The organism is Arcanobacterium pinnipediorum (assembly GCF_023973165.1).
Taxonomy (GTDB): Bacteria; Actinomycetota; Actinomycetes; order Actinomycetales; family Actinomycetaceae; genus Arcanobacterium; species Arcanobacterium pinnipediorum.
Genome location: NZ_CP099547.1, coordinates 1,939,922 through 1,952,277, shown reverse-complemented (window position 1 = coordinate 1,952,277; position 12,356 = coordinate 1,939,922). Strand labels below are relative to the sequence as shown.

The 12,356-nt window shown below is 48.1% G+C and carries 12 protein-coding genes; 8 read left to right on the top strand and 4 right to left on the bottom strand.

The window, feature by feature from the left end; all coding sequences use genetic code 11:
* Positions 1-372: 372 nt before the first annotated feature.
* The 8 genes from rpmH (at position 373) to NG665_RS08605 (ending at position 6,895) form a co-directional block, all read left to right on the top strand.
* Complete coding sequence (gene rpmH, locus NG665_RS08640) at positions 373-513, top strand: 50S ribosomal protein L34 (RefSeq protein ID WP_091279413.1); 141 nt, start codon at positions 373-375, stop codon at positions 511-513.
* A complete protein-coding gene (gene rnpA, locus NG665_RS08635) occupies positions 514-876 on the top strand; it encodes a ribonuclease P protein component (protein WP_252673288.1) in 363 nt (120 codons plus the stop codon).
* Positions 873-1,208 (top strand): membrane protein insertion efficiency factor YidD, encoded by a 336-nt coding sequence (yidD, locus tag NG665_RS08630; RefSeq protein WP_252673287.1) that lies wholly within the window; start codon positions 873-875, stop codon positions 1,206-1,208. Before rnpA ends, yidD begins: the two co-directional genes overlap by 4 nt.
* A 32-nt stretch (positions 1,209-1,240) precedes the next feature.
* A complete protein-coding gene (yidC, locus tag NG665_RS08625) occupies positions 1,241-2,386 on the top strand; it encodes a membrane protein insertase YidC (RefSeq protein WP_252673286.1) in 1,146 nt (381 codons plus the stop codon).
* 39 nt (positions 2,387-2,425) lie between these two features.
* Positions 2,426-3,019, top strand: coding sequence for a Jag family protein (locus tag NG665_RS08620; protein ID WP_252673285.1), 594 nt, complete (start codon positions 2,426-2,428; stop codon positions 3,017-3,019).
* A gap of 427 nt (positions 3,020-3,446) precedes the next feature.
* On the top strand, positions 3,447-4,076 hold the full coding sequence (rsmG, locus tag NG665_RS08615; protein WP_252673284.1) for a 16S rRNA (guanine(527)-N(7))-methyltransferase RsmG: 630 nt from the start codon (positions 3,447-3,449) through the stop codon (positions 4,074-4,076).
* 458 nt (positions 4,077-4,534) lie between these two features.
* Positions 4,535-5,413 carry a ParA family protein gene (locus tag NG665_RS08610; RefSeq protein WP_435366698.1) on the top strand — a complete coding sequence of 293 codons (879 nt, stop codon included), beginning with the start codon at positions 4,535-4,537 and terminating at the stop codon, positions 5,411-5,413.
* 6 nt (positions 5,414-5,419) lie between these two features.
* Positions 5,420-6,895: a ParB/RepB/Spo0J family partition protein gene (locus NG665_RS08605; RefSeq protein ID WP_252673283.1), complete on the top strand. Its 1,476-nt coding sequence runs from the start codon at positions 5,420-5,422 to the stop codon at positions 6,893-6,895.
* 280 nt (positions 6,896-7,175) lie between these two features.
* Here NG665_RS08605 and NG665_RS08600 read toward each other — a convergent pair whose 3' ends face one another.
* From NG665_RS08600 to NG665_RS08585, 4 genes are read right to left on the bottom strand one after another with little or no spacing between them, the layout of a single operon-like run.
* Entirely contained in the window at positions 7,176-8,486 is a 1,311-nt protein-coding gene (locus NG665_RS08600) for an aminotransferase-like domain-containing protein (protein ID WP_252673282.1), read from the bottom strand.
* A 2-nt stretch (positions 8,487-8,488) separates the two neighbouring features.
* Positions 8,489-8,812, bottom strand: a complete 324-nt coding sequence (locus tag NG665_RS08595) for a thioredoxin family protein (protein ID WP_252673281.1) — start codon at positions 8,810-8,812, stop codon at positions 8,489-8,491.
* 26 nt (positions 8,813-8,838) lie between these two features.
* Positions 8,839-9,786: a thioredoxin-disulfide reductase gene (trxB, locus tag NG665_RS08590; RefSeq protein WP_252673280.1), complete on the bottom strand. Its 948-nt coding sequence runs from the start codon at positions 9,784-9,786 to the stop codon at positions 8,839-8,841.
* Between the two features lie 57 nt (positions 9,787-9,843).
* Positions 9,844-12,276: a hypothetical protein gene (locus tag NG665_RS08585; RefSeq protein ID WP_252673279.1), complete on the bottom strand. Its 2,433-nt coding sequence runs from the start codon at positions 12,274-12,276 to the stop codon at positions 9,844-9,846.
* Between the last annotated feature and the right edge of the window lie 80 nt (positions 12,277-12,356).

Here is a 12,356-nt window from a genome sequence, read left to right as displayed (position 1 = left end):
AATTTCCTCTTTTCGTGTTTTATCACTGGAATCGACTTCACTGAGTACATGATATGGGAGAACTCAAATTAAATCTCGAGTTATCCACAGTCTTATGCACAGCTGTGGATATTACATCGGTGTAATTACATGAGTTGAACCGCGAGTTGTCAGACGAAAAATGTATCCACTGGTTTGTCCACAACTGTGGAAAGAAAAGAAGACAGATTCGCCACAGATCTGCCGTCGTGTGACAATAGTTACGCAGGTAGTGTCTTTTATTGACTATGAGCCGAAAAGTCGCGTAAAGTCGTCAAGTCATGTGTGTGCAGGACACACACGGATTTAATGCAATTTGAATCCGTTCAAGAATCGATAAGTGGGAGATCACCCATGTCTACCAAGCGTACGTTCCAGCCTAATAATCGTCGTCGGGCCAAGGTTCACGGCTTCCGTAAGCGTATGGCCACCCGTGCGGGTCGTGCAGTTCTTGCCTCCCGCCGTCGTAAGGGCCGCGCACGCCTCTCCGCGTAAATGTTGCCCGCCGCTAACCGATTACGAACATCGGGCGATTTTGCCCGAACAGTTCGTCATGGGAGGCGGAGCGGAAACAGCCTTTTAGTTGTCTACTTTCTAGAAGATAACGAACATAGTGAAGCCGACCTTTGTACAAAGGTCGGCTTCATCGTGGGGAAAAAAGTCGGAAATTCTGTTGTCCGGCACACACTCTCACGTAAACTCCGTCACCTCGTGCGAAACATGCTTGCTGGAATTAAGCCGGGAATCGTCGTCGTACGGGCAAATCCGGATGCGGCAACGGCGTCGTCACCCGAACTTCACACTGCACTAACGCGGGCACTTTCCCACACCCATGCCTGGAGCGAGGAATCCCGATGATTGCACGCATTCTAACTTGGGCAATTCGCTGGTATCAGCGCAATATATCGGCCGGACTTCCCCGTCGATGCAAATATCAGCCAACCTGCTCCCAATATGCTATCGATTCCATTCGGGTTCACGGCGTAATAAAAGGTACACTTTTGACTGTGTGGCGTTTACTGCGCTGCAATCCCTGGAGTCACGGTGGCGTAGACTGGGTTCCACAACCAGGAGCCTGGCCAACGAAACCACTCGGATACACTGAACTTATGGCGTACCGCGCCAAAGAAGAATCATCAGGCCACAGCGGCCACGGCGATGATACACACAACGGCAACCGCCCTAACTAAAAACGGCAACTGCCCTAACTGAAAGAAGAACTGTGGATACTATCCTCTTCCCCATCAAGTGGGTTATCTCGTGGATTATGTACGGCATTCACACAGTGCTGACCACTCTTGGTATGAGCACTGGTTCTGGTGCCGCGTGGGTCTTGTCGATCGTCGGTTTGACGATCGTGATCCGATTTTTAAGTATTCCGCTGTTCAACAAGCAAATCCGTGCCATGCGTATGGGACAAGAACTGCAGCCAGAAATTCAAAAACTTCAAAAGAAGTATAAGGGCCGCACGGATGCTGTGTCGAGGCAGCGCCAACAAGAAGAAATAACGGCACTCTACAAGGAACATGGCACATCACCATTTGCGTCCTGTTTTCCAGCGCTTATCCAGATGCCGATTTTCTTCTCTCTTTTCCGAATACTGAATAATGTCAATATTATTTCTCAAGGTGGCGAAGGTATTGGCGCAGTCGATCAACAGGTGGCGACGGAGATCGCTAACTCCACACTTTTCGGGGCGCCACTGTCGTCGTCGTTAGGAACTGCGAGCGCGTATGATTTAACGACCAACGTTCGTGTTGTTGCAGTTATTTTGATTGTTTTGATGATGGCAACTTTGTTCTATTCACAGAAGATGATTATGACGAAGAACATGCCAGAATCCTCCCAAGATCCCGATAATCCGGCATACAAGATGCAAAAGACGATGCTCTACGGCATGCCGATTATTTATGTCTTTACTGGTTTCGCATTCCAGGTTGGTGTGCTTGTTTATTGGCTTACCTCCAACTTTTGGAATATCGGCCAGCAGTACTGGCTCATCACCTACAACCCAACTCCGGGTTCGCCAGCATACAAGAAGCGTCAAGCAAAGATTCGTGCCAAGCGTATTGCTGCTGGTTTACCTCCTGAAGAAGAGCCAGCTGAACCAGTTCAGCCACGTATCCAGCCCTTAGGCAAAGAGCGTTCGAAGAAGGCCGGCGGTAAGAAGATTCCGGCACAACTACAGGCTGAAGAAACGACAGAAAAGACCACGTCTAGCGAAATTCGTGGCCTTGATGGTCTCACTGATGAAGAACGTGCCCAAAAGCGCTATGAACGCCGGATGGCTGAGCGTCAGCGCGCAAACGAAAAGAAGAAAGCTCGCCAACAAAAGGCGAAGCAGAATAAAAAGAATCGTAATTTTTAATCATCTGTTGGCAGATGAGATGACATAAAAGGAATCACCATGACTGAAGAACACGTTGATCTGCGGGCTTTGCTCGACGAAGAAGGCGATATCGCCGCAGATTATCTCGAAGAGCTTCTTGATATTATTGATATGGACGGCGATATTGAGATTACGGTTGAAGCTGATCGCGCCGCGGTAGGTATTGTTGTTGACGACGTCGCTGATCGTCGTCTCAAGCGTTTGATTGGTAAGCACGGCGATACCCTTGACGCTCTCCAAGAATTAACTCGACTTGCGGTCCAGCAGCAAACCGGTGAGCGTTCTCGACTTATGCTCGATATTCTCGGCTATCGCCAGCAGCATCGGCAAGAGATTGCTGAGATTGCGCGCGAAGCTATTAGTCGAGTTGAAGATTCTGGCGAGCCAGTTGCGTTGAAGCCAATGAATCCGTTTGAACGCAAAGTTGTTCACGACGTCGTCGCTGAAGCTGGTTTGTTCTCCGACTCGTCTGGTATTGGACCGGCACGTCACGTTGTTATCTCATTGCTTGATGAAGAACACGACGTCGAAGACGACGGCGACGATGCAGACATTTTTGACGGCACGAGTGAGTCTGCCGAATCGGCTGAATCTGCCGAGTCTGCTGACTGAGTTAGCTCACGCAGTACATGCAAATTATCCACGTTTGGCCCGCACATGTTGCGGGCCAAACGTTTAGGTTAGATGTGTGAATGAACAGTGTAATTAAGGAATTTGGTGGCATGTGATTATCTAGCTGAGGCGGTTATTGTTTTCTGTTCTTTTATTCCCATGTATTCCCATGCCTATGTTTGGTTAGCCTAGCTGGTTCCGTATGTCTGCGCATTTGGCCTAGATTTACATGCTTCACTCCGGAGTTCTTGCACGGCTGGAATGAATTTTTATGTTTCAAAAACGCATTTCTATATTTTCGTGTGTCGTATACTCAGGTATAATCACGATGGATGTAACCGGTTTACATCTTATTGATAATCATTATTATTAATATTTTTAAGTTTTTATTGCGTGGCGATGTTGGATTTTATCGGTAAGGTGAGTTATGTCAGTTGAGCGTATTCCTGACCATGGTGTCGAACACTTTGGAGATACCGTCTGGGACCAACTCGTTCATTTTTCTCGACTCTTAGAGTCCGAAGGTGAACTCCGCGGTCTCATCGGTCCGCGAGAATTAGACAAGATCTGGTCACGCCACATTTTGAACTCCACGGCTATTGTAGATTTTGTTCCACAAAAATCTACCTTGATTGACGTTGGTTCGGGTGCGGGATTCCCCGGTCTGGTAACTGCAATTGTTCGCCCTGATGTTGATATTCACTTGGTGGATTCTTTAGGACGCCGTACCGAATGGCTTTCGTACGTCATTGATACTTTAGGTATCGATAACGTCACGGTTCACAATAATCGTGCCGAGGAACTTCATGGAGTTCTTTATGGAGATGTTGTCACTGCTCGCGCTGTTGCGGCGCTCAAGAAATTATTGCCTTGGACTATGCCTTTAGTTAAAAGTCATGGTCAGTTGGTTGCACTCAAGGGTGGACGCGCGGAACAAGAAGTTGACGAGGCGCATAAGGAATTACGTAAATATAGTGCAGCCTGGGCTGAAGTGCATGACGTTGATGTGTGGGGTGCTGATGAAGGTACCCGCGTCGTTGTGGTGGAGAAACTGTAGATCTTATCCGGTAGATCTTATCGGAGTTCGTACTGTCAAAGTATCAACACCGATGTTTCACGTGAAACATCGGTGGTCGGTAATGTTTCACGTGAAACATTATATGCCTATGTAGTTAGCTGACCATCAGATTTCATCCTCCCGGAATCCGATGCGTTAGTGATGTTATGTGTGATGGTGTGTGGTGTATTTTCTTCGTTCAGATAATGGCATGTTCTGTTATGAGTTAGTTTTGGTGGGTGGTTTTCTACAGCCTGTGGAGAATAGCTCGGCTTTAATAATGGCGATAGTGGATAACATTGCATTGTGGTTTATGTAATTCATGAATGGCTTTTAACTAGTAGACTTATAGCAGGATAAGGATAGGAGCTGTAGGAATGGTGGATCCACGTAAACGTGTTTCGAGGAATCAAGATAATTCTAAAGATGTACCAAGTGCAGCTGCATTGTTTACAGATATGAGTTCTCCAGTTGGTGCGGATTTATTGCGGGATCGCGAGCTAATGCATAAGCTCGAACGAGTAACGTTCAAACAACCATCACACACGCGCGTGATTACCGTGGCGAACCAAAAAGGTGGAGTTGGGAAGACGACGTCTGCAGTTAATATCGCTGCTGCCCTCGCCCAAGGGGGCTTGCGGGTGCTACTTATTGATGCTGATCCACAAGGAAATGCGACAACAGCTCTTGGAGTTGAACACGTTTCAGGTACGCCTTCACTGTATCACGTCTTAGAAAATGAACTCACTTTAGCGGATGTCATCCAACCTTGCCCAGATGTCAATGGACTTTTCGTAGCTCCGTCGACGATCGATCTTTCCAGTGTTGAAATTTCTTTGGTGTTGCAAGAGCGTCGCGAATTTAGGTTACGCGATGCGATTTCTGATTTTCTCGCTCAAAATTCAGAGGATAAAGCAGTTGATTACATCATTATTGATTGTCCACCGAGCCTAGGTCTTTTGACGCTTAATGCGTTAGTTGGCGCCCGGGAAGTTATGATCCCTATTCAAACTGAATACTATGCGCTTGAGGGTCTGACTCAACTCATGAAGACGATTACTATGGTGACGGAGTCTCTCAATCCTGGTCTCCATATTTCTACGATTCTATTAACCATGTTCGATCGCCGTACAAATCTTTCCCAAGATGTGGCGAGCGAAGTTCGCCAATATTTCCCACGTGAAACACTGTCGGTGGAAATTCCTCGAAATATCAGAATTTCCGAAGCGCCAAGTTTCCAGCAGACGGTTGTAACGTACGATCCTAAATCTTCCGGAGCTCTCGCATATCGCGCTGCAGCATACGAACTAGCAGAGCAAATTTCTGAAGAGGAGTAATTTTAGATGGCAGAAAAACGGCGTGGCTTAGGGCGAGGTATCGGAGCACTTTTCCCTGCTGATCAGGAAGAATCACGTAAGCGGCCAATCGACATATTCTTCACACATAACGAAGAAAACAACAACTCAAGACGTACTCAAGAGTCACCTATTAACACAGATGACTCCAAGATCTATGAAACTCCGCGCATCGAGGAGAAGGACTCTAAGAATGAAGCTGCCCCAGTTGTGCAGTCTGATTCGGCCGGAGTAGCAAAGCCGTCCGCCACAACAAAGTCAACGAAAGTAGCTTCAACACGTGCATCTAAAGCTAAGATAAAGACGCACAAGGATAAGGCGGATAGCGATGTGATTCCTACTGAAAGCATCGCAACAAAGGTTAGCGAACCTGGCACTGATCAGGATTCAGTTTCTAGTCATTCCACCTCTGAATCTACTCACGCAACTCTAGTGGCTGAACTGGGTGTTGAAAAATCTGTTTCATCGCGTAAACCTGAAATAGATTCGACTCCAGCCAATGTTTCACGTGAAACATCGGCAGGTGATCAGCCAGAGCGACAGCAGGATATGCAAGAACAATCTCGTGAAAACAGTGAATCGTCTACAATTAACGATTCTAACGATTTACAGGAAATCCCAGGTGCGACTTTCGGTGAGCTCTCCCTCGATGAAATCGTCCCGAATATGCATCAGCCACGCCAAATCTTTGATGAAGATGATTTAGCTGAATTAGCAGCGTCCATCAAAGAAGTCGGTGTGCTTCAACCGATTGTGGTTCGGCCACTAGATCAGCCAATTCAAGATCATCCAGAAGCACGCTATGAACTTATCATGGGTGAACGGCGTTGGCGCGCATCACGTTTAGCAGGAAACAGTTCCGTACCAGCGATAGTACGGCACACAGATACCGGCGATATGTTGCGCGACGCTTTGCTAGAGAATCTTCATCGAGCTCAGCTCAATGCTCTTGAAGAAGCAGCTGCATATCAACAGTTGATGGAGGACTTCAACTGTACTCAAGAAGAGTTATCGCGCCGAATTGCTCGATCACGTCCACAAATTTCGAATACATTACGTCTGTTGAAGCTACCACCACTCGTACAGCGTCGGGTAGCTGCGAATGTTATTTCAGCAGGTCATGCTAGAGCATTGTTAGGGCTCTCTGATCCGGCTGCGATGGAACGTTTAGCGCAACGCATTGTTGCAGAAAATCTATCAGTGCGTGCAATCGAAGAACTCGTTGCCCTCGGTGAAGGCGGAGAACAGGTTAAAAAACCTGGATCGCACCGTTCATCACAATATCAGCCAGAACTGAGCGAACTTGCATCGCGTCTCATGGATCGCTTCGAAACAAAAGTAAAAGTCGTTATGGGGCAGAAGAAAGGACGCATTTCAATCGACTTCGGTTCCATTGACGATCTGAACCGTATTCTCGACTTGCTCGATGAAGAGTCGATCGATGTTTCACGTGAAACATTGTAGGACGAAGGCGTGAGATCGCAGTATGAGCGCGTGACATCGCAGTATGAGAGCGTGATATACAGTGTCAGCTGAACAACTCAACACGCGATCTAGCTAGTATTACTACAGCTCACCGTAGATCTAATGACTATCGGTGAGCTGTAGTGTTATGTGAGCTTATGTGATCGCGTAAATACCTGAATATCACACCATCAGAATAAGGTTGCACGTAGTATTGAAAAACAAATGTCACGAATGACGAATATTCTATGAAGATGTTCCTACCATGTGATTTGAATGATTACTTGAGGAGTAATTCTTCTTCGATCGTCTTTGCCAACCGCTTGACGCCTTCAGTAATTCGATCCGGGGTGGGGTAACAGAAGGATAGACGAATATGATCTGATCCTTGACCATCGGCGTAGAAAGCAGTTCCAGAAACGTAAGCAACACCGTTATCGACTGCACGGGGAAGCATCTCTCGGGCGTTAATGCCGTCGGGTAATTGAACCCAAATATAGAAACCACCATCGGGAACGGTCCACCGACATTGCGGTAAGTACTCTTCGAGGGCTTTATTCATTGCGTTCCGACGTTCGCAATACATCACACGGTATTCTTTGATTTGGCTAAGCCAATCATAGGTACGTAGATACTCGGCAATCGATAGTTGCCCAACCTTGGTTGGGGAAAGGACTGCGTTCTCGTTAGCAAGCACAAGCCGAGCAGTGAGTTCTTCACTTGCTAAAGCCCAACCGACTCGATAGCCCGGAGCGAAAATCTTAGAAAATGAACCCAAATAAATAACGCCGTCAGGATTCCAATTATAGAGTGCACGGTTCGTTTGATCATCGAAACCAAGCATGCCATAAGGATTATCTTCGAGAATAATAACCTTATGTCGCTTAGCAATCTCAACAATTTGTGGCCGACGCTCGATCGCTAAGCACACACCGCCAGGATTATGGAAGTTTGGAACGGTATAGATAAACTTCACCGGTGTTCCGGCTTTTTCAAGCTCGGTAAGAGTGCGTTCTAGCTCTTCAGGAATCAAACCATCTTCATCCATCGGGACATGAACAACCTTCGCCTCATGGGCGGCAAATACTCCTAGCGCACCAACATACGATGGAGCTTCAGCGACGATAACGTCACCAGGATTAACGAGAACCTGGGTAACAATATCAAGTGCTGCTTGAGAACCGGTCGTTACAGTGATCTGATCAGGAGAGGCATGTACGCCCTCTTTTTCAAGAAGATTGACGATCTGCTCGCGCAACTCCAACTCGCCCTGACCGCCGCCATATTGCAGAAGCTCGGTGCCGCGTTCGCGCATGAGCTTTGCAGACATGTCTGCTAAAAAGTCCAACGGCAAACCAGAAATATTGGGCATACCGCCAGCGAGTGAAACAACTTCAGGACGGTTAGCGACAGCAAATAAGGATCGTGTCTCAGACTGTTTGGTGTTTAATGCGCGACTGGAATATACGTGAGCCCACATCTCTTCGTCGATTTGTGGCTCGATTGGGTTGAATGAGGACGAGCTATCACCGCTGGCAGCGGCGGCAGCAGAATTAAGGATATGCGTGCTACCGTCCGTATGTTCTGCCATAATTACTCCTTTGTTACACGAGCATTGATGCTGTGCTTTTCTAACGCGGTGATAAGTTCACTGCGCAACGCCAGTTTAGGTCTCGCTCCCACGAGAGTGATGAGGTCCTGGCTGTTTGCTGATAACTGAATAGCGGGAACATGTGTAATACCATGAGTTTCCACTAGTGTTGGCTGTTGATCAATATCAACAGCCAACACTGTGAGCGGTGTTCCCGATAACTCAGGTACATTTTGTATATAGCGGCAAATATCCGCGGCAACTTCGTTGAAAATACGCCGCATCTGGATACTGGCAAGTGACCACGAGGCGAAAAAATATCGCATCGTAAATTCAGAGTTCGCTACATCTATCACTGTGATGCTTCATTAGCCTCCAAGTTAATCAAGTATGTTTCAGCATCAAGAGCTGCTACACAACCGCTACCGGCAGCGGTAACTGCTTGCTGATAGGTTGAGTCAACGACATCTCCACATGCGAAAACACCTGGAATGGAGGTCTTTGCAGAAGGCGAATCAACCTTGATATAGCCATGACCATCGAGTTCGAGCTGGCCGTTGAGAACCGCGGTACGTGGATCGTGGCCGATTGCAACAAACATACCAGATACAGGCAAATCAGAGTGTTCACCGGTGACGGTATCTTCAAGAGTCAATGATTCTAAGCCACCAGCGCCATTGATGTCTGCAATCTTAGAATTCCAGTGCACGGTGATGTTTTCGATATCGTTGATACGCTGAGCCATTACCTTCGATGCACGTAGCTCATCACGACGGTGGATCAAATGCACCGTGGAGGCAAAGCGTGAGAGGAAAATTGCTTCCGTGACTGCGGAATCACCGCCACCAATCACGGCAATCTCTTGGCCCTTAAAGAAGAAACCATCACAGGTAGCACAGTAAGAAAGTCCCTTACCGGTGTAGGCTGTTTCGCCTTCAAGACCGAGCTTGCGATATTCAGATCCTAGCGCCAAGATAACTGTTTTTGCCTGGTAGGTAGCATCATCTGTTGTAACGGATTTGATATCACCAGTCAGGTCGAACGAAATGGCGTCTTCATAGCGAACTTCCGCACCAAACCGCTCGGCTTGTTCTTGCATACGCATCATCAATTCAGGTCCCATAATAGGTTCAGGCCAACCGGGGAAATTTTCTACTTCGGTTGTGGTCATGAGTGCACCGCCGGAATTAAGAGTACCGGCTAGAACGATTGGCTTTAATCCGGCACGTCCCGTGTAGGTAGCTGCAGTCCAGCCAGCTGGGCCGGAACCGACGATAATAACATCATGAATTGTACTCATGTAAACCTCTTTGCAAATAAATAGCACGTATAGATATATACGTAGTGCTTACGTGTATTATTCCACCGAAATGTCAGACAGGTAAATACGATTGGCACCGGTGTGATCAACTGGTAATTCAGTGAACCAGAGTAAAAGGTCTGAAGTCAACGGTTTTTGCTCGAAGGTGATGGTAGTTTTTTCGTCTACCGGACCCTCGTAGAGTAGTTCGCCACCGTTTGGATCACCGCCAGTTTTAACCTGAACATTACCGCCACTTCCAGCTACATCCAGAATGAGTGTGGAAAGTTGGGCTTCTTGTTCCAAAACGACGTGGATACCAATACCGGAGATGTCTCCCATTCCAGGATCGTTGAAATACCACGACTGCCAGATTGTTTCTGGATTCCCGTCGATAATATGACCGACGTTTTCTGGATAGTTTGGCACTTCGGGGTCAGAAAAGAATCGTGGACTATCTGGATCAACGAGATTGGCTGCCACAACTTTCGGTGGTACCGCTGGATTCTGGGCTTGTTGTGAGGTTGTTTCGTGAGAATCTGGGGTAGTAATCTCAACGTCACGCAACGGTTTGAAGAGTTGGCGTAGCCCGAGTACAGCAGCAAAAACGACGATAAGGACCAAAATAATAATGACCAATGTCGAAGCATTAAACGAGCGCCCCGAGGATGGTGTAGGTACTTTCTTCGACGAAGATGCCTGGCGCGGTGAGCGCGGTTGATGAGAGTCGAGATTGGATACGGCGAGATTTTCGCCGGCCAAGTGGCCAGTAGCGGAGATATCCTCAGCATTAAGCACGTGGACATTGGTAGTTACGTGGTCAGCTTCAAGATCGCTTTCGAGTTGCGGATGAATAGACGCCAGGATTTGGGTGTTGTCACCTACCAGATCGCTATCACCAGCAGTTTCGTTCTCGTTGTCCGCTTCAGTATCCGCCACGGTACTATCGGCCACGGCAGGCCACTGGTTCACATCCGGGACGGTGCTTTCCGCAGTGATCCCGAGCAGTGTCTCGACTTTTTCCTCAGCTTCTTCGGGGGTTTGGGCGGGGTTATTCGATACCACCTCAGCTACCTCACCAGTTACTTCGGTTGGTTCGACGTCGGGGCTATCGGTTTCGTCGTCGGCTTCGGTTGGTTCGTAACTAGCTTCGGCTGATTCGCCGCTGGTCATCTCATCCGGTTCGACGGCGGAGTCATCAGACTCGCTCGAAATATCGCTCGGATTCTCAACCTCAGCATCGCTACCAACCTCAACCTCAGCATCGCTACCAGGCTCAGCTTCGGCTTCGCTACCAGGCTCAGCTTCGGCTTCGCTACCAGGCTCAGCTTCGGCTTCGCTACCAGGCTCAGCTTCGGCTTCGCCAATATCCTCAGCGACGCCAGATTCGTCATGCACAGAATCAGGATCGACGTCTTTCTCATCGGTGAGCGATTCTGAATCTATCTCACCAGAATCTGCTGAATCCTCGTTGCTCGCATCTTCGCCGCCCGCAGCGTCGTCGTCAAAAACCTTGGGGAAAACAGTCGATGAAAAGTCTATCGCGGAGTCCGCAAGGCTTTCTGAATCACTCGCAAGCCCGGCTGAAGTGCCGGCTAGACCTGCTGAAGCGCCGGCTAGACCTGCTGAAGCCCTCGCAAAATCAATCGAAGATTCTGCGGTATCGATATGTTCCCCTGTAACTTCGGGGATTGTGGGTGCGAATGTTGATAGCGAATCGGTATCAACATCTGCCCAGGGAACGAGCTCTAGTAATAAGTTGTTTGGCGATGACGGCCCGTGATCTGTGGTCGTAGCCGTGAGAAGCTCTTTGATCTCGGCAGAGAGATCAGGCATATTGGCTGCTTCTTGAATAATCTCATTGCGCTGTTCGATAAACGTTTCACGTGAAACATGACGACCAACAAGTAAAGACGCTAATACCGCAATGATTCCTTCAGCCTCGCGGCGATCTAGTTCGGCAGTGTCTAGATCGTGAGGAATGCTGTGCAATGCCGCATTGACGCCGTATCCGTCGATGATGACGTTGCCTGCATCAGTAATATAAATGTCGTCAGTATCAAGAACTAGGTGCCGAATTCCTTGGTGGCGCACTGAATTAATTGCCGAGGTTACTTCGCCAATAATTGCATGGGCTAACTGGGGAGGGAGTGGCTTGTCATTGAGGAAATCAGAAAGACGGCGGCCCGGCGGAATCTCAGTGAAAATAGCATAGTCACCACCTTGACCAATCACAGCGATCGTGGTGACCATTGCGGCCGCTATGTCTTCAGTATTTTGCAGATATGATGTACGACGAGCGGCGTCGAGAACCGCGTTAGCTCCCGGAAATTCCGGATCGATTACAATTGCGCGAATTTCTACTGAGCGAGCTGTGTCTCGAGCTGCCCATACTGACGAATAGGCTCGGTCTGCCTGCGTCGCGATAGGAAACATGAGTTCAAAGCGATCAGCTATGCGTTTTCCAGAAAAGGCATAGGATTTACTCACAATTGTCTCCTTCATCAGTCTGATTTACTCGTTAAGTTCAGCATGGTCATCGTGGTTATTAGATATAGTACGGTCACAGT